We start from the raw sequence: 26,744 nt of genomic DNA, 5'->3' as shown, positions 1-26,744 counted from the left end.
TCCACTTTTTATACTAACCTCAAAAAGTCGCTCGGCTCGATAGAAAAACTGCTCAGATGAACCCAAAAGTCGCTCGGCACGACAGAAAAACTGCTCAGTTGAACCCAAAAATCGCTCGGCTCGACAGAAAAGTTGCTCAGATGAACCCAAAAGTCGCTCGGCACGATAGAAAAACTGCTCACGCAAACCCAAAAGTCGCTCAATTAATCAGATACATTTAAAAATTAAACAAGGGGTCACATCTAACTAGGTGTGGCTTTTTATCATGCATTTACTAAGATTAGGAGAATGATTAATGGTTTAAGGACCATGACAGTAATTAGAGAGGTGGTACTATGCAATTTACAGATGGTACATGGACATTCGATACTGAGATAATCGATGCAGTTGCTAAGAATCAGCAAAGAGATGAGCAGGAGCGCGAAATGCTGAATGCACTTGCTCGCTACGCTTACACTCGATACAAGCAAATTAGGGATCAAGTGAATCCACGGAAATGTAAATATATGAGAATCGATCAAGTGAAGGAACAATTAAAATCCCCTGCAAAACGACAAAGAGTTTCTAATTTGTTAAATATTACCGAAGAGGAAGTGTATTACATCGTAGATTTTGTTAAAAAGTATTTAAAATATGTTAAGTAAAAATTGAGTTAGGAATAGAAAAACTTCTAAAAGCAGGATTCCCCTTCCAAAGAGAATCCTGCTTTTTAGTATGAAGTGTTAAAGGGAGGGCATTATGCCGTTTCTTTAACGAGAAGAAGATAACCTTTTAAATAAAAAAGCCTGATCTAATGTCGCCAATCCTTGAGGCCAAGGCACCCATATTTGTACTCAAACTAATAGGAGATTGCTGTCGATAGGATGCCATTGCTTTTGTCTTTGTCGCAGCATTGTTCCCAATTTTTGAGGTAGCACTTTCATTTGCTACAGTGTTGCTAAGGGCAGTCAATAAAGCATTAGACGTGGATAGGGTGTTTGGATTCGAAAGCCCTAAACTGTTAAAAATCTGTTGTTGAATTGTCGATACATTGCTGCCATCCAATGTTGTTGGATTGAGACCATAAAGATAATTATTGAGACCATTTGATTTTTTTAGTTCATTGATGATGGATTGTTTCTGTATGTCAGAAATAGTATTAATGCCATTGCCTAAAAGAGCTTCAGTTAATACTTCCTTAAAGGCAATTTTTTGTTCTGCAGATAAATTTAATTTCTTATTATCAGAAACATCTTGTAATAGTTTTTGTGTAATCAATAAATTCTCACTAGATAATGAGCTTATCGTCAAGGAAATTCACCTCACTTTATGTAGATATATATCTTCTTCATAGTCTATTATCGTCTTTTTGGTTGAAATTTTCCATAGTTGAAACAAAATATGGAAGGCAATCGTATTATAGGTAATGGGGGTGTTTAGATGAAATATTTATTCATTGGCACAATTTTATCCATCATAGGTGTCTCGATATCGATGCTTCTATGGGGGATGGAAAGAGCCTATTTCATTTCAGGAATCATTGGCTGTGCGTTAATTGTAATTGCAATGGTTATGTCAGGCTCAATGGTGAGTGGCGATCGTATGCGTGCAAACTTAGCTACTGAAACAAGGGAGCATAGGGATGAGAGAAATAAATTTACTGCTAATTCATTTCTAATGGCTATCCCCAATATATTGATTGCTGTTATATTATACTATTATTTTGTAAAATAAGTTTGTTTAATCCAAACAATCAACTAAAAATCCCTCTAAAATTGGTTCATCCATTTTAGGGGATGAAATGTATATCTACAGTAATTGGTTTATCTAAGATGCCAACTTTTAATGTTTGTTGTCTAAGAAATTTGCAAATAATCAACCAAATTTTCATGTCCCCACTATCCACCAAAGGCTATCATTTCTCTTCTCAGCATTCTATATAGTATTATTATCTTTAGGATAAAGGAGTGTGAGATATGAGATTCATTAAATTCCTATTAATATTTCTAATTTTCCTTGGCGTTATTGGTTACGGAGTGTATCACTACGGTACGAAGTTTGCCTCCGATAAAATAGTGGAGACGGTTTCAACAGAATTAAAGAATAGTGGTGAAATCGAAGAAATTAAGAATACGATTGAAAGTGATCCTGAACTAAAATCGTTTATGGAGGAGGCAAAAACGGCTGACAGCAGTAAATTACCGTTTACAACAAAAGAAGAGGCTACCAAAGTCTTAATTCAAAAAGTGGGAATCTCGGAGCTGAACACTATTCGAGAAAAAGTGCAAAATGGTTCAATGACAAGGGATGAGGTTCTTCAGGAAGTTCAAGGAAAATTAACAGACGAAGAGATTATGGCTTTAAAAGTGATTGTTTATAAGGAATTGTATAAATAGATTGCGTAGATTGTAGACAAACACATGTTTGTTTACAGTCTTTTTTTGTGCAAAGATAATGTTGAAAACGGATGCTAGCTCCAAAAGGTAATAGAATGCTATTTATTGTATAATTGTAACGTAAATCTAGAATGGAAAAGAGGAAACGAATGCCTACTATACTTGTTGCTGACGATGATGCGAACATTCGCGAACTCGTCTGCTTATTTTTGCGCAAGGATGGATTCACAACAATCGAAGCAAAGGATGGTAAAGAGGCGCTGACCATTTATCACACAACGCAAATTGATCTTGTAGTACTTGATATAATGATGCCGACGATGGATGGTTGGGCTTTATGTAAGGAGCTACGTAGAGTAAATACTGAACTCCCGTTACTTATGCTGACTGCAAGAGGTGAAACGTGGGAGAAGGTGAAAGGTTTCGAACTAGGAACGGATGATTATTTGACAAAGCCCTTTGATCCGTTAGAGTTAACGGTGCGTATAAAAGCATTACTAAAGCGCTACAAAATTGGCACAACACAGACTATTAGGCTTGGTACTATTACACTTGATCGTCAAACGTATAAGGTTATGAGAGGAGCCGAGTCTATTTCGCTGCCGCTCAAAGAGTTTGAATTGCTATACAAGCTTGCTGAAACACCGGGGCAAGTCTATACACGGGAGCAGCTGATCGATCAGGTTTGGGGGCTTGATTTTACAGGAGATAATCGAACAATCGATGTACATATAAAGCGCCTACGGGAGAGATTCGCAACTTCAACAGAATTTCAAATAGAGACGGTACGTGGGCTTGGCTACCGACTCGAGGTTACTGGATGATTCGATCTTTATATACACGTGTCGTAGTAACGTTCTTAGTTGCCGTAATAGGTGGTACAATCATTTCCTTTTTCGTGGCAACATGGATATTTAAAGATAAATTGAACGAAAACTTGCAAATCCCCTTACTGAACTTTGGACAGGACATTGCGCTAATCTTTGATACATTACCGTATCATGAAGCGGAGAAATTCGTAAGCGAAATGAATCAGCTCAAATCTTATCATATACGCATTTATGAAGAAACGGGGCAGTTTCAAAGTTTCGGAGAGTCGGACGGCGATAAATTTGCAGATGTGACAAATGAAGAGGTCAGCAAAGTATTGTCTGGAGAGGTTGTTCAAGTGGAGTCAAGTGGTGTTTCATCTATTCTCTTAGGAATGCCTTTAACAACTGAAATGGGTACCAAAGCGATGTTTGTAGAACCAATCTCCTTACCTTCTACCTCGTTTGCAATAAAATTGATATTGAATTTTTCAACATACGCCCTTGTATTAGGAAGCCTAGTGTTTTTAGTAGCGGCGATGTTTTTTGTAAAGCCAATCAAAAAATTAACAAAAGCTACTAGGCATATAGCAGGAGGAGATTTCAATGTCGAGCTGAATATTAAGCAAACGGGTGAGCTAGGTACCTTGGCTCGGAGCTTTGAAGAAATGGCACACGATTTACAGCAGCTTGAGCAGATGCGAAGAGATTTTGTATCCAACGTCTCTCATGAAGTACAGTCGCCACTTACTTCAATATCCGGTTATGCTATAGCACTGAAGCAAGTCGACCTCTCTGAAGACGAGAAAAGCCGTTATCTCGATATTATCATTGCTGAAGCCAATCGAATGTCCAAGATGAGTGATAGCCTGCTAAAGCTGAGCTTGCTTGAATCGAAGGCCCAGCCATTACAGCTTGCCTCATTTAGTCTTGATGAACAAATTAGACGAGTTATCATCGCCATTCAGCCGCAATGGTCTGCTCGCAACATCCATTTTAATGTCAATTTACAGGCTGTCCGCCTAATGGCAGATTATAATCAATTAAATCAAGTATGGACAAATATTCTTACCAATAGCATCAAATTTTCAAGTGACGGTGACATAATTGATGTCAGCATAGAACAAGAGGCCAATCACGTAATAGTGCGAGTAGCTGATATGGGCATTGGAATTTCTTTAGAGGATCAAAAGCGTATATTCGAGCGGTTTTTTAAGGCTGATCGCTCCCATAGCCGTAAGTATGAGGGTAGTGGTATGGGATTGGCTATTGTGAAACAGATTGTATCACTTCATCAGGGAGACATCCAAGTGCAAAGCCAACTCGGGCAAGGAACAACTTTCATTGTCACATTACCAATTATAATACCAACAGCATAAAACCAATTCTAAATGTTACGACTTGTGCACATAGGTTGTAACATTTTTTTGCTGTTCATATTGCGTTCATATTGTTGTCATAGAGAATACATCTTCATCATATATACTTTCGTTAACAGCCCATAAAGAAGCTGGAATAAGCCACCAGGAATCATCATGGTGTTATGAAAAGGAGGGAAAGCACGAGTACAGGTGAAAAACGACCTCAACGGTTTTCTAACCTCTCGTGTCTACAGATGAATAAAGTATTAAAAATTATACTTAAATCAATTGGCATAATAGCTGTGGCAATTGTCCTTGTACTAGCGATTGTATTTATCGTAAATATTGTTTGCAACAAAATAGAACAAGGAAAAATAGAATCCTATGGTCAGCTTGTATCCGTAAACGGACAAAATATGAATGTCACAATTCAAGGAAATGGTGAAGAAACAGTGGTACTTCTACCAGGTTTTGGAACAGCGGCCCCGGCACTTGATTTTAAGCCGCTTGTGAAAGAGCTAGCTCCATATTATAAGGTCGTCATCATTGAGCCTTTTGGATACGGTTTAAGTGATGATACCGATACAGAACGAAGCACGGACAATATTGTAAGTGAAATTCATGAAGCCCTACAACAATTGAATATTGACCAATATATGCTTATGGGTCATTCCATTGCAGGTATTTACGGATTAGATTATGTTAATAAATATCCAAGCGAGGTCAGTGCATTTGTAGGTATTGACAGCAGTGTACCAACACAGGGTGGTATGGATACAAAGTTTCCTATAAAAACATTTCAATTTCTTAAAAAATCAGGTATAGGCAGATTGATGTTAAAACTAGAAGATACAGATCCATATGCAGGACTACCCTATGATGACGAAACAAAAGAGCAAACGAGAATGATTACGCTTAAAAACTTTTATAATACCAGCACCTCTAATGAAATGAAAAACTTTTATAAAAACTTTACTGCAGCTGAAAATCTAACATTCCCTAAAGAGCTACCGCTTATTTTATTTGTGACAGAAGACGAAACTGTTGAAAACTGGATAAATCTGCACAAAGAGCAGGTCAAACACTCAGTACATGGAAAAGTGATGACACTTGAGGGAGGACACTATTTACACCATACCAGATCTAAAGAAATAGTTGAAAATCTTAGAACGTTTATGGAAGAAGTAAAATAAGTGTACTGAAAGATCCCTTTAGACATCTAGAGTAACCTTTGAAAGCATTCAACGAATTCAATTTGTTGAATGCTTTATATTTTTTAATTGATAAATATTATAGCCAAAATCACAAATGGCTACTAGATAAAGTATTGCACCTAGCCAAAGTATGGATGATTCGTAATTAAACCAAATGATTTCTCTAATAGTAATTAGCCATATTGTCGTTGCAATAAAAAGTGTCGTATCATAAAACATTGAAAGCGGCCGTTTATGTGTTTTGAAAGCAAAATGGAAGAAAACAATTCTCAAAATAATTAATAGTATTAAATATGAAAAAAAGACAATGGTAGAAGTAATTGGATTTATCATATTTTTACCCCTCATTTATTAGTTTTATTAACACGATCCCCATTCGATGAAGTTTATGTTTGAATAATATGAATAGTATCAAGATTAAAGTAATTCCTTATTTTACATCTCCTAATATTTTAAAGCTATTCCTTTATTTTATTGGAAAATAAAGGGGATGTATAGTTTTAAAATATAATAATCCATAATTAAATGTAAAAATTAACATAAGGTAAAATGAATGGAGTTTAATCTGTTATTTCTATTGATAATCAAAAAGAGAGCTCGAAAATGAGCTCTCCTATTCTTAACGACGATGTTCAATAAGGTCTATTGCACCTAATACAATATGCGCTAAACCGAAACCGAATACAGTATTGGCAATCATTTTGTTAGAACCACTTTTTTGCTTTAATGCATAACCAGTAGCAGTAACAGCAGACCCTAAAATTGTTGGGATTAATCCTTCACGAATATTATTCATAAAATATCCCTCCATCGTAGTTAATAGGTGTGTTTGCACCACTATTACTATTCGCTACAGACTAAAAAGTTATACTAATAAATATGAAAAGCCCATAACATGATTGAGGCGCATATTCTCAAAGGCTAAATATGTCATGAGATTTCATCAAGAGGAATTATTTTACTACTTTCGCATCATTGAGTATTTAAACAGCTAAATTGGTAGTGATTTTTCGAAATGACAAAACATCCTATTTATCCTATGATATAGGTAGATTGGGGGATATTACATTGAATGACTATATAGAGCAGGTGAATGAAATATTAAAAGAAACTCTAGCGTTTTTTAGGAATTTGAATAGTGATAATACTGATGAAAATGATTTAACTACAAAGCGTTTAGAGGATGGTTTAGAAATTCTCCGAAACGCAGAAGGGAAATTAAATGAGCTAAATCCAGGAAGCATGATGAAAGACTATCATGACAAGATTACATTAGCATTTGACAATAAAATAAATGCAATAGAAAATATAATGAATTTGCTTCATATTAATAAAATAGGCTCAGAAGAATTAAAATTACTGCTAAAAGAGCTTCAAAAAAGTTAACAACCGTTATACAAATTTAGAATATTATCCCTATTATGTAAAAAGCATATATTATCATAAAGTCAAAGGCACATAATGAATTATATTTAGGACAGTCATATGAGATAATACTTGATAAATTTTACCTATTGCAAACAAGTATTGGATGAGAGAAAAATGTATTTTACAAATACTTCTCATGTTCAGAAATTGTTCAGGCCGCTACGTTATACTAGCAATGTCTTTTCAATTCCTATTTCTACAACCAAGCAAGTTGGGCCAGGTACTCAATTCGATTGAGCCTGGTCTTATTTATTTATACATAGTCGTAAATGATTATCTATTGGATAGGATGCAACAGAAGGGATAATTCAGATTAACATTTGGAGGATTTGTAGAGCATATGCCTCTGACGGGATTCGAACCCGCACTCCTTTCGTAAGCATAGGCTAGGGGGAACACGCTTCCCTACGGACTTTCACCGGCTAGGAATTTCACCTGCCTCAGCTCATTTGCTTTTCGGTGCTTCTGAAACCCTTGCCTTGCGACCCGGTATCTACAATGTTTTCCGGCGCTCTTCCCTTCTATAGCTACAGAGGCAACTAATTATATTTTAAGTATACATATTTTCCAGTAAAAGGGGAATGGGAATAACGTACAGTGGGAAGATTGTGTATGAATACGTAATAAGGGGAGGAGCATTTTTAAAAAGAGGGGTAGCTTTTGAAAATACAGTAAAGACTTCTGGGTATTTCCAAAGGCCTAACAAATTTCTATTTCTTCATTTTACGAATATATGCTAGTTGTCCAATATGGTAAGCATTATGAGTTGCAGCATTAGATATGATTGCCCACCATTCAGCCATCACAGGATATCCGTTTACAATCGATAAAAGTTGTTCTTCCTCAATAAACTCTTGCCATTGAAGTAGTATTTTTAACAGCTTTTCCTTTAATTCAAAGAAAGTATCCTCATCCCTAACATGAAAAGTATCAGCATTGTTATTGGTTTGTGAACAGGCATTAACATGATTTTCTTTATACCGTAATTGCCAAGTTTCATTCCAATAAATTAGATGTTGGACAATTTCAGCAATACTATGACTTGAATCATCAGGTTTCCAAAAAGCTTCTTCTTCCGTTAATCCATCAGTTACTTCATAGAATGAGATATACCAACTACGATCATTAGCATTAGCTAGAAGTTGATCTAACAATATAGTCTTAGCACCAATCATTCACTTTTCACCCCCTTAATCATATACTTTTTAGAATAGTATATCATTCAGTTTTAGGTTTGAAATAGAAGGAAAATGACAATTTGCGTTTTAGAGTTTTAACAATCGATTGTTAGAAAGTTTTTAGTACTAAGACTTGATTCATTTACTGAACACACAAAAAAGACCAGGTTCATAAATATGGTCCTGGTCTAACGTAAAAAATATTAAATGTATTTATTATTCTTTAATGTTAATGATTTCGTATTCATCTATTTCTTTTCTACTCGCTTCTCTATGCGATGACTCTATAGTGTCTTGCAAGTGTAAGGCGATTTTTATTAATACAAATGCTATAAAAAAGGCAGCAAATAATACAAAGTATGCAGTCGCTTGAGTACCGTTAATTATGTAATTATAAGCATCTCCACCAACCCAGGCATTGCGTGATTTAAGTACACTGGATTCAGGGTTTGAATAGAAAAATAATCTATAAAATCCCATGAAGAAAAAAATAATACTAAGTATAAGTGATGTAATTGAGAGACCTTTCATGACAACATCTCCTTTCTATATATGTAATTAATATACCAATAATACCTATTGTTGTCACTAAATAATAAATTTGTATGCTATTGATATTTAAAGTAAACTTATTGGATTTTAATAAAAATGCAAAATGATAAATAATAAAAATTCACATTTAAAAACACTCAGCATAACAGGTGGAGAGCTGAGTAAAAAAGTCTGTCCAAAATTAAGCAACAAGGTAGATGCTACAAATTAAGGTGGGGCCGATAAGCAAGCCGAGCGACTATTGTCCTTACCAGAGCGGTTCTTGCTGTCATCCGAGCGATTTTACTTCTGACCGGAGCGGTTCTTGCTGTCATCCGAGCGATTTTACTTCTGACCGGAGCGGTTCTTGCTACAAGCCGAGCGATTTCACTTCTTACCAGAGCGGTTTTTGCTGCAAGCCGAGCGATTTTACTTCTTACCGGAGCGGTTCTTGCTGTCATCCGAGCGATTTTACTTCTTACCGGAGCGGTTCTTGCTGCAAGCCGAGCGATTTCACTTCTTACCAGAGCGGTTTTTGCTGCAAGCCGAGCGATTTTACTTCTGACCGGAGCGGTTCTTGCTGCAAGCCGAGCGATTTCTCTTCTGACCAGAGCGATTCTTGCTTGGCATCGTAATTATTATTAAAGTATTAAATGTAGCAATGTTTTTTGATCAAACACTAGGGGGATCAAGTGAAGATGTTAAGAAGAAAGAAAATCTGATCAACAATTTCTTCACTCGCAATTGGTATTTTTTCAATCACTGAATTGCTAGAAAAATCACGGAAAATTAACTTTTAATCTTATTTTCTCCTAGAGCAGATTAGTTCGAATATATCGTTAAAAATTATTATAATATGTTAAATATTGTAATTTAACACTGTCGAATTTTCCTATTTAAGGGTATAATATCTGTAGAGATTTTTCTTAAAATAGTAAGTGATTTGGAGGAGAATTATGTATGGCTATTTACGGTATTGGAGCTTCATATAGTGGGAAATTTGATAAAACGAATGCATTTATTGAAAATAATTGTGCTTGTATAGGCTGGAGTGTAAATGATGCTCCTGCACTTCATCAAATCTTAAAGAAAATTAAGATAGGTGATTTTATTTATATTAAATCGATGTCCATAACTACGAAAGAGTTACATATTAAAGCAGTGGGTATTGTAATGGATGATAGTATAGAAGAAAAGTCAGATTTAGGACTTGGTATTACAGTTAAATGGCTCTGGAAGAATGAAGAAAAAGTACGTGTTTCATTGACAGAAGAAATGTATAAATATAATGTATATAACAATACTTTGTATGAAGAGTATTTCCATATAGTTCAACGTAAAGTACTTGAACTTGCATTAAAAAATAACTCATGAGCATTCCACAAAATATAACTCAAGAACATCTTTTACAAGCCATTGCATACATTCAAAAGCATCGCGTTCAGCCCCTGGATGATCAACAAAATATAGTATTTTTAAGTGGGTAAAGTATCCCCGAAAATAATTATGCCAATGGTGAGAAATAAGATCACACTAATTAAATGGGGTAGCATCAGAAAAAAGCGGATTAACAACGTTAAGTGAAAAATCTTCCAAAACAACGCTATGGGAACTTTAAATTTCAGCATTTTAATACGTTATTATGTAAAATTTTGGATTGATTATTATTTTCACAGGGTATTTTATAAACTAAAACGCACTTGAATTAACACAAGGTTTATTGTTATCTTTGTAGAATCTTTATATAATAAATTGCGGTGAAATTCAATTATATAAAGGGAGTGTAAAGGTGGACCTATTACTTTGGATAACTATTGGTTTCATTATAATTGGATTTGTTGTTCTCACTTCTATGAAAAAAGGTATGGAAAGTAAGGTCGCTTTTATAAAAGCAAATATGGAAGACGAGGGAAATTCATCAAAAGCCAAATCCGTAATTTGATGGTTATGGAGTACCACTGCTTGGGGGATAGTGAGTATGTTTCTTGTTGTTTGGTGTTTTCACAATCACTTTGGATAATTGTTGGCTTCAAATGTGCAAAAAAACAGGTATTTTTGTATTAATTGTCTGAAGTATTACTGTAATGTCTATTCTTGAATAACTCCTAAACAGTACAAAGAAATAACAAAACTAGATTTTGAAATGCAATCATAGGCTTAGCGTTATTTCTATTGTCTAAATCTGGAGGAAATCCTTTCCTTCTTGACGAAATGTAGTGAAATGAGAGGAGAGGATTTTATGGGAAATGTAAAATGGGATTATCAAACTTATACATGGGATTCTGAAAATGCAGAAATCTTAATTAATGAGCTAAACAGATTAGGTAAAGAATATTGGGAAGTAGTTACCTCTGTTCCTAAAGTGACTGGATAGAATGATAAAGTTGTATTTGTTTTAAAGAGAGTTATGTTTAAATTTTTTTAAATCCATGTGTCTTCCATAAAAAATGGAAGACATTTTTATATGCCATGAGAAAAGGAAGGTGTCAGATGAAACAAATCGAACGATTATTAATTTTAGGAGTGTCTAGCTTTGTTACGTATTTTTTAGGTGGTTGGTCCATATTACTAACTCCTCTGATTATTTTAAATGCTTTAGACTATGCAACAGGTTAACTGGCGCAAACGTTCATCTTATAAAGCTTTTCGAGAAAAAGTAATCTAATAAGTACTGTACCTGTTGAATGTAATCGAATAATTATCAATGACCAGCAAAGCTATTTTTAGCCGAACTGGTCTTTTGTGTGATATAGCATTTATTTGTGTTGAAATATAAAAAATAGAATACTTGTCAAGGGAATTTAAGGTAATTTGAAAATGTAAAAACATTATATATTATTACACTTACAAATATTATTAAACCGATAAGCAGTGTAATTTTTATTAAAGTATTAAATGTAGCAATGTTTTTCTCATCATACACTGGGGGGCGATCAAGTGAAGATTCAAATATCCTCGGTGAAGGAAAATCCTCATCAACAATATCTTCACTCAAAATTGGTATTTTTTCAACTACTGAATTGCAATATTCACAAACAGTTAAGCTATGTCCATCTTGTATATACTTTTTAAAAGAATTTTGGGCTAAGCAATTTGGGCAAGTATTCAATTTCATTCTCCTTTCTATCTAGTTTACTATTTATCATTCTAGGTATTTTATTTTTAATTGTATACAAAAATTAGATAACAGTATCTAAAATACCAATAAATGAAAATGTTAGTATCTGATTTTATTGTAAGTAAGAAGGTTATTCACCATGCTTTGTAGAAATATCTGTAAAAGGTTGTGGAGATCATAAGTTACGAAACAATAGTGCCAGTACGTTTTTTAGACCAGATGATTTAGCGATTATAGGTTTATCTAGTTTATTTTTGACTCATGAGGAACATGAGGCATTAACAGATGAAATTGCCCTAAATCTTTTACGAGAACAAGGTTATAACGTAATCAGGATGATTCATAATGATGAAAATATAATATGTGTTAATTTTGGTGAACAATTTTAGTGGCTATCTCATTAGGTAGCCTTTTTTGTTTCAATAAGAAAGATATTGAGAGTATTGTTAGAAAATTAATAGCTTTATTAATAATTTTCAAAAAGCAACCAAAGCAACAAAAAAGCAACCAAAATTCTGAATGCAAGTGAATAACGGTGAAATCGAAACATTATACAATGACGAAAAACCTTGCTATAATAACCTTTGCGAATACATATGAAAGAGGGTAAAAGCATGAACGCGTACGATGAATATATGAAGCAGGTTGTAAAGCCGATGCGTGAGGAGCTGGTTGGGGCTGGCTTTACGGAGCTGACGACGGCTGATGCGGTGAATGAATTTATGGCGGAGACGAAGGGGACTTCGTTGGTGGTGATTAACTCGGTTTGTGGTTGTGCGGCGGGGCTGGCACGTCCGGCAGCTCGTGAGGCTGTGACGGCGGTTAAGCCTGATCATCTGGTAACGGTTTTTGCAGGTCAGGATCCGGAGGCGACTGCAGCGATGCGTAGTTATTTTGAGGATGTCCCACCGAGCTCACCTTCAATGGCGATTTTAAAGGATGGAGAATTAGCATACTTTATTCCACGTGAACAAATTGAAGGGTTTCCAGTGGAACAAATCGTTACTCATTTAACAGGTGTTTTAGAGCAAACATGCGAGAAATAAAGACTATTGTTACGACAGCGGGCAGACCAGACGATGTATCGATGGCGCTCGCTGCTTTTGCTTGTAATGAATTAGGGGCTTTCTTTGAGCCACGAAAAAAACGCTCTATTCGTAAAATCTCGGAGGAACATCAGGCACATGTAATAGTTGCTGGAAAAAATCGCTTTGAATACTATGCTTTGGGCACAAATGAACCATTTTTCTTCCATCCCAATTCAGCAGCATTTCGCTTAAAGCGTGTAGCTCGTGGAGAAGAGGAGCCATTTTTAGAAGCGGCACAGCTGGAAATAGGCGATTCATTGCTTGATTGTACACTTGGACTTGCTGCGGATGCTATGCTTGCCGCATATACAGTTGGTGGAAAAGGGCGTGTCGTAGGGCTTGAGGCAAATCCAAATGTGGCGTTTATTGTCAAACAGGGGATGCAAGCCTATGATACAACAGAGCTACCATTAACGGCGTGTATGCGTCATATTGAGGTAGTTCAAGATGAAGCCATTCGTTACTTGAAAAAATTGCCGGACAAATCTTTTGATGTTGTCTATATGGACCCAATGTTTGAGGAGATTATTGATGAAGCTACTAATTTTGAGGCGCTCCGAATAGCTGGAGAGCATGCTTCATTAACAGATGAATGGGTATGTGAAGCAAAACGTGTGGCGAAAAAACGGGTTGTATTAAAAGCTCATTTTCGTTCAGAATGGTTTGCCAAGTATCAGTTTCAACGATATGAGCGATTGACGGCAAAATTTCATTATGGTGTGATGAACACCTCTAACTAATAAAGAAGGAGCATTTAGTAATATTTTTGCTAAAGCTCCTTCTTTTTATTTTATAATTCAAAATATGGTAATATATAAAGAATAAGAGAATCCCATTCTTTATAAAGAAATTGCTTGAAAATAAATACGGAGGTGATTTCTATAGATTCAAAAGATACACCACAAGAAAAAAGAGAACATTTAAGACAAAAAGAGTTAAAAAATAATCCTTTAGGCTCTTTAAATGAAGGATTAAACCGTGCAGAAAATGGAAATCTAGTGGATGTTTCTGGTGGCATGGGTTGGAAAGGTATGGTTTTTTTAATTGTAGTGCTGTTTATTGGTTATATTATTTATAGTTACTTCTATACGTAAAAAACTTCCTATTATAAAGATGAAAGGAGAAATTAACTATGACACCAGAGAAAATTCCTCGTTAAGCTCGTGGACCACCTTGGGCAATTATCATCGCCATCCTATACTACATTTAAAAGGAGAGACTTGATAATGGGTCCAAGTAAAATGACTAGAGAAGATAAAATGAATATTGTAATGACGATTGTTGATCAGCTTTTAATGAAATATGGTGAAAAGGTAAAAGCAATTGGATTGTATGGTTCTTTGGCTAGAAAAACAGATGGGCCATATTCTGATATTGAAATGAAATGTGTACTCCATTCTTTAAAGGAGAGTTTTTCCTATGAGTGGACAGCAGGGGATTGGAAAGCAGAAATCAACTTTGATGATGGGGAATCGATTTTAGCAGAAGCAGCGAGTGTAGATGAAGAATGGCCACTAACACATGGTCAATTTTTTGATATTCTTCCTCTCTATGACCCGGATTCATTTTTCCATAGCCTTAAAGATAACATAACGACCATAGATTCATCTGTTTTTAAAGAAGTGATTTGCCAGACATTAGTGGAAGAAATGTATGAGTACATGGGAAAAATCCGAAATATACAAGTTCAGGGCCCTGACTCATTTTTACCAATTTTAGCGATGAATCTAGCAATGGGTGGTGCCATGATTATTGGCTTACACCATCAACGATGCTATACTACCTCTGCCCAGGTTCTTCCGGAAGCCCTAACATTTACAGATAAGCCAAAAGAATTTGCTAGTTTATGCGAAATGGTGATGACCGGCAATCTTTCGAATCCACAGCATATTATTCTAGTCTGCGAAAGATTTTGGGAGTCACTCGTATCATGGTCTACACAGCACGGATATAAGATGAACGTTTCACAGGGAATACCCTGGTAATTTTAATTCTTTACTCTTTGGAAATAATATGTTATAATTAATACCGTGCTATTTTAGGTGGCATATTTCCGTAATCTGGCATTCTGCTTTTTGTTTTTGAGGATACTTATTCACACTGGCGCATGCTTTGGGGCTGCAAGGACGCAAAAGAAGGTTGGGTTTGCGTTGCTTAAGTTAGAAGGCACACAGTGGAATTTTACCGCGGTGATGAAACAATTATGTTTCAAGATAATATTCCCCAGATGATTGGGTTGAGACTTTTTACAATTTACGAAAATGTTACCTATTAAATACTAAAGGGGTGGCTTCGCAATCGCGAGGCTACCCCTTGTCCAATTTAGAAGCCTTTCGCTCAGATGAACGAAAGGTTTTTTGATGTTCATTGGTATATATTACCGTTTACTCCAATTCTACTTTACGTCATAATGTAGTTAGAATTTTAATAAAATTTTGATAAGGGTGAGGATGCAATGAGAGATGTAAACACAATATCAATGACTATTATTGAGCAATTAACAAAGAAGGCACAGGATCTAGAGGAAAGCATTGACACACTTATAGCACTATATTGTCAAGAAAGGATGATTTATCGATTATCGATTTCTTCCTATCAAGATCAATTTTGGCTTGCAGGAGATTCTTTATTGTTTGCTGTAACAGAAGGTTTTATAAAACCACCAAAAAATACTAAACTTGCAGCTAAACCAGTTGCTTATCAAATAGATATTATAAAGCAAGCATTCAAGGAGATTTGTTCAATGGAGGGGCAAGAAGATGGAATTGAATTTTTATGGGATGAAGTGACGATCTCTTCAGAAAATGGCGGTCTGTTTATTAAAATACCAGCGATCCTGGCTCATTTGAAAACATACATAACATTGCAGGTTTACTTTAGGGAAAATACTCCAGTGGCATTTAAAACAATGGCTTATCCAACATTGCTCCAAACGGCTTCCCCTATACTGATAATAGAAGCTCCTGAGCATGTGATTGCATCTAAATTTGTAGAAATTTATAAAACACCTACTTTAGATACGACAATTAATGCCATTCAGACAATTTTTGCATTGATTAATACACAGACAATAGAGGGGCGGGTCCTACAGGAATGTATTGCTACTTTATTTGATCAACAGCGACTCACTATAAAAAAGGACCATGCATTTTTTATGAGACAATACCTGCAACAAGCCACATCTGAAATAGTTACAAGGCAAGTACAGAAATTCCTAAGTCCCGTCTACGATGTGATTTTACAGGAAGAAGAATTTTTTAAGCATTGGGATTGTAAACAACTAAAATGGCATTAAAAAAGGTAAAGTCCGTGATTTTGCGGACTTTTTTGTATAAGAGATAATGAATTATTTTGTGTAACGTTAAATTTAAACAAAAAGCCTAATAGCCCCACCATTAATCGTTTCCAATACCAAAAGCCCCGGTACTTATAACCTAGCAATATGAATTTATTGGAATAATGAAGAAGTCCGATTTCTTGATTTTAATGTTGAGAAATTGGGCTTTTTTATTTAAAAAATAAATCCTGAAGTAACAACATTAATGCGAGCATTAAGAAAATGTTCATCTTCAGAGTTTTTGCTACTATGTTTTGATAGAATAGATTTACCAAACTTTTGAATTTTTGGAGCGAATACAATTGAAAATTAACAAAGGAAATGTCTAAAAGTTTTTAGATTGGACATATGATAAGGTCTTAATGTATTAGGTCATATCCTACTAAAGACAAAGTATCTGATCGTTTATTTTGTTATTGTTTTGATTTGCCCGTCCAAAACTATATGAATCTGACGTCAGAAGAGCCCGCATATGAAAGATAAAAAATAAGGAGCCTATATAATGAATGAGAAAATACTAATTATTGAAGATGAAAAAGAAATTACTGATTTAATAGAAATGTTCTTACAAAATGAAAATTTTCAAGTATTTAAGTGCTATTCTTTACGGGACGCTCTTATGCTTATTAAAAACGAAAGCTTTGATTTGGCAATTTTAGATGTGATGTTACCAGATGGAAATGGGTTTGAATTGTGTAAATTAATTCGTGAAAAACATACTTATCCTATCATTATGCTTACTTCTAAAACAGAGGGAATAGATCGTGTTACAGGATTATCATTGGGAGCAGATGATTACGTTACAAAACCTTTCTTGCCACTTGAATTAGTAGCAAGGGTAAAGGCTCAATTAAGAAGAGTGCATCATTATGATGGGAAAGAAAACAATACATCGGAAACCATTATGGTAATGGGCCTTTTTTTAAATAAAACTTCCCATGTATGTAATTTAAACGACAAAATAATTAAGTTGACACCGACAGAGTTTTCTATATTATGGCTTTTATGTAAGAACAGAGGAAAAGTTTTTAGCGCAGACGAAATCTTTCGTCAGGTATGGGGTGAGAAATATTTTAAAAACAGTAGAAATACAGTAATGGTTCAAATTAGGCATATAAGAGAGAAGCTAGATGATACTGGAAATAAGCCGAAATTTATAAAAACTATATGGGGAGTAGGATATATCATTGAATAAGAAGTTTTCAAAAAAATATAAACAAACATTATTGCTTCGGCATTTAATATGGGCAATTACTGTATTAGTTATTTTTGCAATTGGCTATTTCATCATAATGATTGCATGTTCAGACAATTTCTATATTCTTCTTGAAAAAATGATAGGCTACAATTTAGCGAATTTAATTCATCGCTATGAACCGGCATTTATTCTCTTTATTATTGTAACATCACAATTATTGGTATGGATTGGAGTTGAATGGAATTCCTCACGCAAGATTATGAAAATCATGGACAGTCTGGACTCTATATTAGATAATTCTGCAGACGATATCGTATTGCCTGTAGAATTTTCGGATTTGCAAAATTGGCTCAATCTTTTAAAAACTCGAAATAGAGAACAACAGCATTTAATGGAAATTGAGGTGCAGAAAAAATCTGATACTCTTACCTATCTTGCTCATGATATAAGAACCCCGCTTGCTTCTGTTGTCGGATATCTAAGCCTTTTATGTGAAGCACCAGATATGCCACCAGAAAACCGGAATAAGTTCATAAGAACAGCTTTTGAAAAAGCATTGAAATTTGAAAATTTGATAGATGAATTTTTTGATATCACACGTTACAGCCTATCAGACAAAGCATTAGTAAAAAAAGAGACTGATTTGTGCTTTTTAATTGAACAAATAGCTGATGAATTCTATCCGTTTCTACAACAAAAAGGACTATGCTTAGATTTAGATCTTGCTGACGATTTATTTATTGCTGTTGAGGCGGAAAAAATTGCAAGAGTCTTTAACAATGTGATAAAAAATGCAATCGCATATAGTTACCCGCAAACTGTTATCGAAGTAACAGCAAAGAAATCAAGCGAATGTATAATCGCAAAAATTAAAAATCATGGTGAAACTATTCCGAATGATAAATTAGAACGTATATTTGATAAATTTTATCGTACAGACGAATTTGAGAAATCTGATATAGGCGGTGCAGGACTTGGATTAGCAATTGCAAAGGAGATTATGAGAATACATAATGGAACAATTAACGCAGAAAGCTTTGAAGAAAATACTGTTTTTACGATTACTTTGCCTATCAATAATAATAGGCCAGAAGGATAAGAAAAAAATAAGATTTTCAAAAGAAATATAAAATCAACGGTTTATTTTTATGGAGTATGATTGTACCAAATAAAAGTAAACCGTTTCTATATGGTACTTTCATGTGGAGGAATTATGGGGAATAAGATTAGTAAAAAAGAAAGAATATTGAGGTATTGCATTTTTGCGCTTTTTATACTTTATATCATTATTTTGCTTCGTATTACGCTTTTTAAACAAGCAAGCATGTATAACTTATTCGCCGCCATTGGTGCAAGTGAGCGGACAATAAGTATCATTCCTTTCAAGTCAATTTTTGATATGATTAGTTCTGACATTTCATTAATACGAATTTTGGAAAATGTCCTTGGGAATATTATTATTTTCATTCCTTTTGGATTACTACTACCAATTATTTTGAAAAAGGAATATAAGATTATTGTTTTGTGCGGTGTTATTTTTAGTGTCTTTATCGAAATAATACAGTTTATTTTTGGATTAGGAAGCACAGATATCGATGATTTACTATTAAACACAATAGGAGTCATCATCGGATATCTGTTGTTTATAACGATAAAGAACAAAGCAAAATCAAATTTATCATTTCTTGTTTCCGTAACAGTGTTTGTATTTATATCAGGAAGTATTACCTTGGGCATTTTGTTTGTAAACAATACGGATTTATTTTTAATATCTCCAAAGGAAACTACTGTTGAAAACAGAGAACTCGTTCAAGATTTTATCGATACTCCAAATTATCTTAGCGGAAAGTTTGTTGAAGTAAAGGATACTGTGCTTACGGTTGAAAAAAGCATTCAAAATGCTACCGAACAGAGGGAATTCTTGGACATTGAAATAACGTCCGAAAGTCGGATATATGTTTGCTATGATAAAATAGACTACTTCTTCAATACAATTTCTGGAGAACATCAACGTTATGAGCAAATATCGTATTCTGATTTTCTTTCAAATGAAAGAGAAGCATTTAGCAAAGACAACAATGTTGTTATTTGGAGTTTAGATGGAAAAAAAGTTGACAGCTTAATTGTGATTGAATGGGTTGAATAACCAAATGGCTGCCGAATGCTGTAAAAATTCATGAATAATTTATTATACAATGAAAGAATTATATATTAGTTTAAAAAACGGATTTGAAGGATATTCAGTTTCCAAATCCGTTTCTTTTTATTTGATAAAAAATCGCTCCTGTTTGGAGTTACAAGACAGAATCCTACTGGAACTGACAATGATACTTCTTCATTCATTTCTGCTAAAGAAAAAGCAGGTAGTTTTCATCCCTTTCCTTCCCATACTATCTTTTTAGCTTCAGCAATAATATCTTTTATTAATAATTCAACGGTTTGACACTTGGCTAATCGTGGACTTTGACCAGACCAAAGTGACATGTAATCTTGATTGTTTTCTACACTAGAAATCTTTCTAATTTCCTGTGTTAAAGTATTTTGAATAGGGAAGTCTGGTAAAAATTGTTCGTGTTTTTGCATTTCTAAAATAAATTTATTTTCTAATCCTCTTGCCCATTTTCCTGAAAATGAACGAGTTAAAACGGTTTGATCTTCAGAAGCATTTAAGATGGCTTCTTTATGAACCTTATGTGCGCCACTTTCAAAGCAAGTCAAGAAAGCTGTACCCATCTGCACGCCCTGTGCTCCTAAGCAAAGAGAAGCATTTAACCCTCTTCCGTCCATAATTCCTCCAGCAGCAATAACAGGAATGCTTACATTATCAACTACCTGAGGAATCAATGACATTAAACCGATCAAACTTTCTGTAGGTTTATTGATAAAGTTTCCACGATGCCCACCAGCTTCACTGCCTTGAACAACAACAATATCCATTCCTGCTTTTTCATTTTCAATTGCTTCTCTAACAGTTGTAGCGGTTCCTATTAGAATAATGTTAGATTGTTTTAATTCAACAATTACTTCTTTAGAAGGAATACCAAAAGTAAAAGAGCAAATAGGAATCTTTTCTTTGATTATAACTTTAATTTGTTCAATAAATGTTTCAAAAATATCATTAAAACTAGGAATTTCAAAACTATCTTTTGGTTGTAGATTCAATTGCTGACGGAGAGGGTTTAAGCTACGGTTAGCGGTTTTAACTTCATTCTCTGTCACATTAAATTCATTAGGAACAAATAAATTAACCCCAAAAGGATTTGACGTTAATTCCTTTAATTCCTTTATTTGTGCTCCCATTTGAATTGGTGTCATATAACCAGCACCAATCATTCCTAAACACCCAGCATTTGAAACCCCAGCAACTAAGTTTGAAGTGGTTACTCCGCCAGCCATTGGAGCTTGTATAATCGGATACTCAACTTTCAAAAGTTCTGTTAAGTTATTATTTAACATGATTTCACACCTCGTTGTTATTTTCATTTAGTATTCTTTTAGATTTCTAAATTTCCTCTCAAATTGAATTCAATTTTGTATTAAGTATGTGTCTTTGTTAAAAATATTAACTTTCACAAAAGGGGAGGATATTTAAATCATATTACTTTTTTGTCAGAGGGTATAATCCTTAATAATGATATTTGATATCACAATTATTGATGGCTAAAGTTTCAAGGGATTTTTTCAACTACGATTCAGTAGCATAGACGTAAATAATAGGTAAGCCCAGGTGCTCATGAAATGTGGGTACCTGTTTTATTGTTTATTTAAATGAACGAAAATTGTTTTTGTTTACAAATTAGTAAACATATTATATATTGTTTATTAATAATGGGTGTGGAGGGATTTTGCTTGTGAATATAAATGATTTGACAATAGAGGAATTATCTAATGGATTTGTAAACAGGGGGGAAGCATATGAATGTTTATTTTGTAAAAAAACATTTGATGCTGAAGAAGTATTCAAAATAAATGATCGTTTTTTTACAGCTAAAAAAGCCTTACAGCTCCATATTGAGAAAGAACATGGCTCTGTGTTTGAAGCTTTAATTCAATTGGATAAGAAATATACGGGGTTATCAGATATTCAAACGGAATTACTTAAGCTATTTGCAACAGGGGCACCAGATAAAGAAATTATAAAAAACACTTCTGCAAATAGTATTTCAACGATTCGACAACATCGATTTAAATTAAAAGAAAAAGAAAGGCAAGCAAAAGTTTTTCTAGCGATTATACAGGCTCTTGAAACAACAAAGGTATACGAGCCTATTCATAAGGGGGCAACTCAGGTGGATGAGCGTTATGCAATTACAGTAGAAGAGAAAGAAAAAGTATTAGCAACGTATTTTAAAAATGGCTTAGATGGTCCTATTGAGAGCTTTCCAAGTAAGGAAAAAAGGAAAATAATTTTACTGAAACATATTGTAATAAAGTTTGAGGTAGGTCATAAATATAGCGAACAAGAAGTAAATGCAATTTTAAAGCCTATTTATAGTGATTATGTTTCCATTAGAAGATATTTAATCGAATATGGTTTTTTAGAGCGAAGCGACGATTGTACAATGTATTGGGTGAAAGAAGGTTAAAGGGTTTCTGAGGCAAGGTTGATAGATCTTGGGGTTTTGTGTGTTCTTTACTATAATAATTTGTTTCAAATAGCCATATAGGATGAAAGTAGAGTGATTATAGGCCAGGTTAGTGAAACAAATAGGTGTTTGAAAATATTCTGATTAATAGGAATGATGGAGGTATAACCAAATGATTACAGTACCAAAAGAACATTTTAATATTATAAAGAAGAAAATGAAAGAAGCGCCAACATTTGGATTTAGTGTATTAGATTCTACTATTAAAGGTACTGTACATGCAGATTCCACTAATTATAACTCTTTTTTTATTCAAACGGATTCAGGATTGTCTTATGTTGCAGGGCAATTAACTGATGAGCTATTTCTTAAGAATTTAGTTAGAGTTTTTGAGGCATCAGTAAATCAAGGGAAAAGATTTACATTATTTTCTACTACTCCGGCTTGGAGTTGTGCAATTGAAAATCTCCTCGACATGAAAGTAAGAAAAATACAACGTTATGCTTTTTCTTTTGATTTAATGACCTATAAAAATAGAAAAAGAAATGACATTAGCGAGTATGATATAACAATAATTAATCAAAATCAGATTGAACATTGTTTAGAATTTGATAAAAAATACTATGACGAATATTGGGATTCTATCGATAACTTCCTTGAAAATGGAATTGGTTTTTGCGTGAAGGATAAAGAGAGGGTTATTAGCGAAGGCGTTTCAATTTTTAAATCTAAAAATTATGCAGAAATAGATATAATCACCGACTTGAATTATAGAGGGAAAGGGTTAGCAAGTATTGTTGCTGAGCAATTTATAGATTATTGCCTATCCGAAAATATTCAACCACGCTGGGATTGTGATGTTGATAATAGTGCTTCAATTAATTTAGCTAGTAAATTAGGTTTTATAAATCCTGAAAAATATGATGTCTATACTATTAAAATATAGATCATTATAGTGGATATTTAATAAATAAGTAACTGAAATCCTTCTTCAACTTCCAAAAGAACTTCATCAACTTTCATTTTCTGTAGTGAAGTGCCGATTTTTAATGCATAAATGGTGCAGAGAAAGTAATGGGCGGGAATGGTGAATAGGTGATTTAATTATACTAATAACATAGGAGAGATAAGTATGTTTACCTTGATTAAAAACGATATAAAATTTATGGATATAGAAAAGGAAATTATGAACTCGAATATCGAATATAATTTAATTGCATATGATAAACAGGTTTTTGAGAATGAGGATATTTTAGAGACATTTAAAGAAGCTGATAAATTACAGATTAAGAGATACTTAGTAAAAAAAGATGAAGAATATATAGCCATTTTGGATTACGGTATGTCAAGTCCTCGTCATCAAAAACCGTGGTTAAGTTTACTGGCCCTACATAAAAAATATCAAGGTTTAGGATATGCTAAAAACATATATATGACTTATGAAGAATTAATGAAAGACCGACAAGTAGACTGTATTCAAATAGCGGTTCATTCCACGAATGTGAAAGCCTTAAACTTCTGGACTTCACTTGGTTTTATTAAATTTAATGAGAGAACTTATGAAAGTAAAGTAATCTTTAGTTTTGAGAAGAAATTAAGTTACAACCAGCGCAATTTGAAAGAAATGGTAAATGATTAAAAATTGAGAAGGGGGAATTAGTTTTTTCCTAATACTTATAGATCTTTTTATACTACGAGATAAGTGATAGATTATGAATTTTATATAGCTCTCTTATTTATTTGATAGGGGGCCATTTTCAAGGTAGATTGACATGGGGATAGGATGTTTGTCGATGGGCTTTGGTTGAATAAACAATAGCAGACTATGTTGTGGGGTAAATGGAAATAATGTTCAAATGAAAGTGGTAAGAGGGTATTATTGGAAACAAAGTAGATTAATGGAAGTGAAGTATGACCTGATAGGTGGCTTAAGTATGAAGCGTATAATTATAGTTGGTATAGCAGTAATTTGGTTGATTTTATTAGCTATGTGGTTTTTAACAACAGGATCACCAAGTTAAGTTATATTGTGCAAGTTAGTTCAATAATGACATTGAATAAATCAATAAAAACAATATTAAAAGAGGGATAATATGGAGCACTTTAAAATTGTAAAAGAAGTAATTGATAATTGGGATCCGAAGCAATTTTTACATCATACACCTGACGATGAGTATAACCCAGAAATAAGGCTTATTGTAGAACTATTACCAACAGCAACTTCTGTTGAAAAATTAGCTGTTGTGATACATGAGGTCTTTGTAAAAATGTTTTCGGTTGATGAAGTATATTCGATTAATAATTGCTATCCAAGTGCGGTGAAAATTTGGAACAAAATCAATAAAAGTTAATCTACAAAAAATGATTTTGCGCCAACTATGCAGGAGGAGTGATGAATGCGTTTTTGGTTCCACTTCGTGTCCAAACATCTACCGAATGAAGATAAAGCCTCTGACAGATGTTACGGATTTTTGAATTGAGCAGGCACAATTCAAAAATCCGTTTTTCACAAGGTTTAACAACTTGTTTTTAGGAAACGGCAATGTGTAGATAATAACAAAAAAAGATTGAAGCAATTTGCCCCAATCTCACTCATACATTTCTATGCACAACTTCGCCGTATTTTATGAGCCCCATTGCAGCCCCATAAGCACCAATTTGAAGCATTTTTACATCATATTGCGTTAAAAGAAATTCGGAAATAATAGCAAAAACCTTGATAATACGGTGTGCATAAGAACGGTTATCATTATGCATTTTAACTAAATTAGTTCGTGAAGCATAAAGATGATAAGTAACCTAACATTAATAAAAGACCAATACCCATTGCGATTTCCATGCTTGTACCTCCTTTTAAAAAACGACACTTTTATCTGAAATACTTCATCTTCCAGTAAGTGCAACATTGCTTTAACTTACATTCATAGGCGATTGAACATTCTACCAGTGCATGAAGTTTCACTTTATACATAAATATTGTACAATGAATTTTAGAAATATGAAACCTTTTATTAGCTTGTACGTATATATTAGTAGCAGAATTACCAATTTGTACATAAAGAGAGAAGGTGTTAATGAATGAAGAAGTGGGTTAAAAAGAGTATTGTCATCATGGTTGCGTTTTTAACATTTGGATTAATTACGCCAACACATGAGATATGGGAAGCATTTGATTATAACCCTTCAAATCGAGCTTCAATAGGACCAGATCAAGGGACAGGCACTGCCCTTGCAGCAGCACCAGATGACACCCAGATAGTGCAAACAGAGATACAGCAAGATCCAGTTGACTATAATGCGTTGCTTTTAGATGCTGCAAAAGAACAATCCTACATAAAGTTTGGCACAAAAATTGGACCAAAAATCAGCAATGAATTTGATGCTGTTATTTTTCCGAAAATGGAGGAAGCCATTGCGATGACAGTGGCTAGCTTAGATGATTCATCTTTAGCATCCTTAACAATCTCAGAAAGACCAAGTGGAAATTATGGAGAAAAAATCTTTAATATCATTAATAATGAAACGGGTAATGATTTAATTCGCTTCCATGTGCGAACTGAAAAAAGACCACAGGAAGGATATTATTATAACTTCCATTACCACAGTGCCGAGGATAACTTTATGGCACACTACAATTTAGGGGATATTTATTGGGAAAAAAATACTCCTCCAAAATGGTTGTCATAAAAAATAAGAAACACTCGTATTTTTTTCGAGTGTTTTTTTCTTTGTAAACGTTGATATATCAAGCTTTGAGGAAGATAACTAAGTTGTTGAATTATGACACCATTCCAACGGAGTAGGGGAGAGAAATACATGTACCCCAAAATGTACACCAATTTCATCATTTTTTGATTTCTTTAGTTTTTTCAAATGAACTCAGGTTAATAATTTCATCCATAAGATTAGGTGCATGTACCTCATCTTTTGCAAATGAATGCGCATAAACTTTGTAAATTGTTTCTGAAAGTATCACCAACCAGAGCAGCAACCGTAGAAACTGGAATATTATTAGATAATTGTATCGTCACAAATGTGTGCCGCAAGAAATGGGGCGTAAAGTAAGTTATATTTTCTCTTTCACACATCAAATCAATAATGCGTTTCAAATAACGTTCACCAATTGGCTCACCAGCATAGGTAATGATTACATGTCCTTCTGGATTCCTAAACTTATAGGTTTCCATTATCTCCTCATACCATTTTCGATAATCAAGTAAAATATTAAATCTGCCGGAAAAAATTAATTTAAGTTATTTCCAAAACCATAATTTGCTTTAGGGCCAGAAGCTCCTTGGAGGTACTCTGTTTCCGCATTTTTAATTTGTTGTCTTACTTGGTTCGCATCAGTCTCAGTTCCGAATTCTACATTGTTCGTTGAATTCATTAAATTTTGATTTGAAAAACGACCAGAAGCTTGAATTTTGTTAGCTTCAGCTTGCTGGATTTTTTGCCTAATTTGGTCAGCAGTTCGGTTCTTGTTTCGATTTTTTGACATGGATTTCACCTCCTCAAATTAGT

At 34.0% G+C, this 26,744-nt stretch carries 34 protein-coding genes and 1 pseudogene; 25 read left to right on the top strand and 10 right to left on the bottom strand.

Going from position 1 to position 26,744, the window contains the following annotated elements; all coding sequences use genetic code 11:
- Positions 1–335: 335 nt before the first annotated feature.
- Positions 336–644: a hypothetical protein gene (locus B2R82_RS00780; protein ID WP_286923051.1), complete on the top strand. Its 309-nt coding sequence runs from the start codon at positions 336–338 to the stop codon at positions 642–644.
- Positions 645–771: 127 nt separating this feature from the next.
- Here the strand turns inward: B2R82_RS00780 and B2R82_RS00775 are convergent, their stop codons facing one another.
- Complete coding sequence (locus B2R82_RS00775) at positions 772–1,290, bottom strand: hypothetical protein (protein ID WP_286923050.1); 519 nt, start codon at positions 1,288–1,290, stop codon at positions 772–774.
- A 129-nt stretch (positions 1,291–1,419) separates the two neighbouring features.
- Here B2R82_RS00775 and B2R82_RS00770 point away from each other — a divergent pair, with 129 nt between their 5' ends.
- The 5 genes from B2R82_RS00770 (at position 1,420) to B2R82_RS00750 (ending at position 5,738) form a co-directional block, all read left to right on the top strand.
- Positions 1,420–1,713 carry a DUF5316 domain-containing protein gene (locus B2R82_RS00770; RefSeq protein WP_286923049.1) on the top strand — a complete coding sequence of 98 codons (294 nt, stop codon included), beginning with the start codon at positions 1,420–1,422 and terminating at the stop codon, positions 1,711–1,713.
- Positions 1,714–1,955: 242 nt separating this feature from the next.
- On the top strand, positions 1,956–2,375 hold the full coding sequence (locus B2R82_RS00765; protein WP_286923048.1) for a hypothetical protein: 420 nt from the start codon (positions 1,956–1,958) through the stop codon (positions 2,373–2,375).
- 149 nt (positions 2,376–2,524) lie between these two features.
- Positions 2,525–3,199 carry a response regulator transcription factor gene (locus B2R82_RS00760; protein WP_286923047.1) on the top strand — a complete coding sequence of 225 codons (675 nt, stop codon included), beginning with the start codon at positions 2,525–2,527 and terminating at the stop codon, positions 3,197–3,199.
- A complete protein-coding gene (locus B2R82_RS00755; RefSeq protein WP_286923046.1) occupies positions 3,196–4,563 on the top strand; it encodes a sensor histidine kinase in 1,368 nt (455 codons plus the stop codon). The genes B2R82_RS00760 and B2R82_RS00755 overlap by 4 nt, the downstream gene beginning before the upstream one ends.
- A 236-nt stretch (positions 4,564–4,799) precedes the next feature.
- Positions 4,800–5,738, top strand: coding sequence for an alpha/beta hydrolase (locus B2R82_RS00750; RefSeq protein ID WP_286923045.1), 939 nt, complete (start codon positions 4,800–4,802; stop codon positions 5,736–5,738).
- Positions 5,739–5,795: 57 nt separating this feature from the next.
- On the opposite strand, the gene B2R82_RS00745 is transcribed toward B2R82_RS00750, so the two are convergent.
- Both B2R82_RS00745 and B2R82_RS00740 read right to left on the bottom strand, forming a co-directional pair.
- A complete protein-coding gene (locus tag B2R82_RS00745) occupies positions 5,796–6,092 on the bottom strand; it encodes a hypothetical protein (protein ID WP_286923044.1) in 297 nt (98 codons plus the stop codon).
- Positions 6,093–6,378: 286 nt separating this feature from the next.
- Complete coding sequence (locus tag B2R82_RS00740; RefSeq protein WP_283872278.1) at positions 6,379–6,555, bottom strand: asparagine synthase; 177 nt, start codon at positions 6,553–6,555, stop codon at positions 6,379–6,381.
- Between the two features lie 272 nt (positions 6,556–6,827).
- Between B2R82_RS00740 and B2R82_RS00735 the strand changes: the two genes are divergently transcribed.
- A complete protein-coding gene (locus tag B2R82_RS00735) occupies positions 6,828–7,145 on the top strand; it encodes a hypothetical protein (RefSeq protein WP_286923043.1) in 318 nt (105 codons plus the stop codon).
- Between the two features lie 752 nt (positions 7,146–7,897).
- On the opposite strand, the gene B2R82_RS00730 is transcribed toward B2R82_RS00735, so the two are convergent.
- Together B2R82_RS00730 and B2R82_RS00725 are read right to left on the bottom strand one after the other, a co-directional pair.
- Positions 7,898–8,362, bottom strand: coding sequence for a DinB family protein (locus tag B2R82_RS00730; protein WP_286923042.1), 465 nt, complete (start codon positions 8,360–8,362; stop codon positions 7,898–7,900).
- A gap of 219 nt (positions 8,363–8,581) precedes the next feature.
- Positions 8,582–8,896 carry a hypothetical protein gene (locus B2R82_RS00725; RefSeq protein ID WP_286923041.1) on the bottom strand — a complete coding sequence of 105 codons (315 nt, stop codon included), beginning with the start codon at positions 8,894–8,896 and terminating at the stop codon, positions 8,582–8,584.
- A gap of 960 nt (positions 8,897–9,856) precedes the next feature.
- Here B2R82_RS00725 and B2R82_RS00720 point away from each other — a divergent pair.
- The 4 genes and pseudogenes from B2R82_RS00720 to B2R82_RS00705 all read left to right on the top strand — a co-directional run bounded on the left by B2R82_RS00720 (position 9,857) and on the right by B2R82_RS00705 (position 11,512).
- Positions 9,857–10,270 carry a hypothetical protein gene (locus tag B2R82_RS00720; protein WP_286923040.1) on the top strand — a complete coding sequence of 138 codons (414 nt, stop codon included), beginning with the start codon at positions 9,857–9,859 and terminating at the stop codon, positions 10,268–10,270.
- A gap of 415 nt (positions 10,271–10,685) precedes the next feature.
- A pseudogene (locus B2R82_RS00715) lies at positions 10,686–10,916 on the top strand (hypothetical protein).
- Positions 10,917–11,135: 219 nt separating this feature from the next.
- A complete protein-coding gene (locus B2R82_RS00710; protein ID WP_286923039.1) occupies positions 11,136–11,270 on the top strand; it encodes a hypothetical protein in 135 nt (44 codons plus the stop codon).
- A 116-nt stretch (positions 11,271–11,386) separates the two neighbouring features.
- Positions 11,387–11,512, top strand: a complete 126-nt coding sequence (locus tag B2R82_RS00705) for a phage holin family protein (protein ID WP_286923038.1) — start codon at positions 11,387–11,389, stop codon at positions 11,510–11,512.
- 175 nt (positions 11,513–11,687) lie between these two features.
- Here B2R82_RS00705 and B2R82_RS00700 read toward each other — a convergent pair whose 3' ends face one another.
- The gene (locus B2R82_RS00700) at positions 11,688–12,005 is read right to left on the bottom strand and encodes a hypothetical protein (RefSeq protein WP_286923037.1); all 318 of its coding nucleotides are present in this window, start codon (positions 12,003–12,005) and stop codon (positions 11,688–11,690) included.
- Between the two features lie 623 nt (positions 12,006–12,628).
- Between B2R82_RS00700 and B2R82_RS00695 the strand changes: the two genes are divergently transcribed.
- From B2R82_RS00695 to B2R82_RS00660, 8 genes are all read left to right on the top strand, one after another.
- Positions 12,629–13,060 (top strand): BrxA/BrxB family bacilliredoxin, encoded by a 432-nt coding sequence (locus tag B2R82_RS00695; RefSeq protein WP_054771455.1) that lies wholly within the window; start codon positions 12,629–12,631, stop codon positions 13,058–13,060.
- Positions 13,048–13,842: a class I SAM-dependent methyltransferase gene (locus B2R82_RS00690; protein WP_286923036.1), complete on the top strand. Its 795-nt coding sequence runs from the start codon at positions 13,048–13,050 to the stop codon at positions 13,840–13,842. The genes B2R82_RS00695 and B2R82_RS00690 overlap by 13 nt, the downstream gene beginning before the upstream one ends.
- A gap of 141 nt (positions 13,843–13,983) precedes the next feature.
- Positions 13,984–14,196, top strand: a complete 213-nt coding sequence (locus B2R82_RS00685) for a DUF6366 family protein (RefSeq protein WP_286923055.1) — start codon at positions 13,984–13,986, stop codon at positions 14,194–14,196.
- Positions 14,197–14,328: 132 nt separating this feature from the next.
- Positions 14,329–15,087 (top strand): ANT(4')-I family aminoglycoside nucleotidyltransferase, encoded by a 759-nt coding sequence (locus tag B2R82_RS00680; protein ID WP_286923035.1) that lies wholly within the window; start codon positions 14,329–14,331, stop codon positions 15,085–15,087.
- Positions 15,088–15,557: 470 nt separating this feature from the next.
- Positions 15,558–16,397 carry a hypothetical protein gene (locus tag B2R82_RS00675; protein WP_286923034.1) on the top strand — a complete coding sequence of 280 codons (840 nt, stop codon included), beginning with the start codon at positions 15,558–15,560 and terminating at the stop codon, positions 16,395–16,397.
- Positions 16,398–16,941: 544 nt separating this feature from the next.
- On the top strand, positions 16,942–17,634 hold the full coding sequence (locus B2R82_RS00670) for a response regulator transcription factor (RefSeq protein WP_286923033.1): 693 nt from the start codon (positions 16,942–16,944) through the stop codon (positions 17,632–17,634).
- Positions 17,627–18,736, top strand: coding sequence for a sensor histidine kinase (locus tag B2R82_RS00665; RefSeq protein ID WP_286923032.1), 1,110 nt, complete (start codon positions 17,627–17,629; stop codon positions 18,734–18,736). The genes B2R82_RS00670 and B2R82_RS00665 overlap by 8 nt, the downstream gene beginning before the upstream one ends.
- Before the next feature lie 114 nt (positions 18,737–18,850).
- Positions 18,851–19,783: a VanZ family protein gene (locus tag B2R82_RS00660; RefSeq protein ID WP_286923031.1), complete on the top strand. Its 933-nt coding sequence runs from the start codon at positions 18,851–18,853 to the stop codon at positions 19,781–19,783.
- 224 nt (positions 19,784–20,007) lie between these two features.
- On the opposite strand, the gene B2R82_RS00655 is transcribed toward B2R82_RS00660, so the two are convergent.
- A complete protein-coding gene (locus B2R82_RS00655) occupies positions 20,008–21,093 on the bottom strand; it encodes an NAD(P)H-dependent flavin oxidoreductase (protein ID WP_286923054.1) in 1,086 nt (361 codons plus the stop codon).
- Positions 21,094–21,488: 395 nt separating this feature from the next.
- Here B2R82_RS00655 and B2R82_RS00650 point away from each other — a divergent pair, with 395 nt between their 5' ends.
- From B2R82_RS00650 to B2R82_RS00630, 5 genes are all read left to right on the top strand, one after another.
- Complete coding sequence (locus B2R82_RS00650) at positions 21,489–22,223, top strand: DUF2087 domain-containing protein (RefSeq protein WP_286923030.1); 735 nt, start codon at positions 21,489–21,491, stop codon at positions 22,221–22,223.
- A 172-nt stretch (positions 22,224–22,395) separates the two neighbouring features.
- Complete coding sequence (locus B2R82_RS00645) at positions 22,396–23,169, top strand: GNAT family N-acetyltransferase (protein WP_286923029.1); 774 nt, start codon at positions 22,396–22,398, stop codon at positions 23,167–23,169.
- 186 nt (positions 23,170–23,355) lie between these two features.
- Positions 23,356–23,862, top strand: coding sequence for a GNAT family N-acetyltransferase (locus tag B2R82_RS00640; protein ID WP_286923028.1), 507 nt, complete (start codon positions 23,356–23,358; stop codon positions 23,860–23,862).
- Positions 23,863–24,079: 217 nt separating this feature from the next.
- Entirely contained in the window at positions 24,080–24,244 is a 165-nt protein-coding gene (locus tag B2R82_RS00635) for a hypothetical protein (RefSeq protein WP_286923027.1), read from the top strand.
- A 72-nt stretch (positions 24,245–24,316) separates the two neighbouring features.
- Entirely contained in the window at positions 24,317–24,574 is a 258-nt protein-coding gene (locus B2R82_RS00630) for a DUF1871 family protein (RefSeq protein ID WP_286923026.1), read from the top strand.
- A 241-nt stretch (positions 24,575–24,815) separates the two neighbouring features.
- On the opposite strand, the gene B2R82_RS00625 is transcribed toward B2R82_RS00630, so the two are convergent.
- Positions 24,816–24,980 (bottom strand): hypothetical protein, encoded by a 165-nt coding sequence (locus B2R82_RS00625; RefSeq protein WP_286923025.1) that lies wholly within the window; start codon positions 24,978–24,980, stop codon positions 24,816–24,818.
- Positions 24,981–25,301: 321 nt separating this feature from the next.
- Between B2R82_RS00625 and B2R82_RS00620 the strand changes: the two genes are divergently transcribed.
- Entirely contained in the window at positions 25,302–25,910 is a 609-nt protein-coding gene (locus B2R82_RS00620; protein WP_286923024.1) for a YpjP family protein, read from the top strand.
- Between the two features lie 233 nt (positions 25,911–26,143).
- On the opposite strand, the gene B2R82_RS00615 is transcribed toward B2R82_RS00620, so the two are convergent.
- Together B2R82_RS00615 and B2R82_RS00610 are read right to left on the bottom strand one after the other, a co-directional pair.
- Positions 26,144–26,446: a tyrosine-type recombinase/integrase gene (locus tag B2R82_RS00615; protein ID WP_286923053.1), complete on the bottom strand. Its 303-nt coding sequence runs from the start codon at positions 26,444–26,446 to the stop codon at positions 26,144–26,146.
- A gap of 20 nt (positions 26,447–26,466) precedes the next feature.
- On the bottom strand, positions 26,467–26,721 hold the full coding sequence (locus tag B2R82_RS00610; RefSeq protein WP_286923023.1) for a hypothetical protein: 255 nt from the start codon (positions 26,719–26,721) through the stop codon (positions 26,467–26,469).
- Between the last annotated feature and the right edge of the window lie 23 nt (positions 26,722–26,744).

Source organism: Lysinibacillus sp. UBA6686, assembly GCF_002455205.1.
Lineage (GTDB): Bacteria > Bacillota > Bacilli > Bacillales_A > Planococcaceae > Lysinibacillus > Lysinibacillus pakistanensis.
The sequence above is the reverse complement of the archived record's forward strand: the minus strand, read 5'-3'. Positions and strand labels throughout refer to the sequence as shown.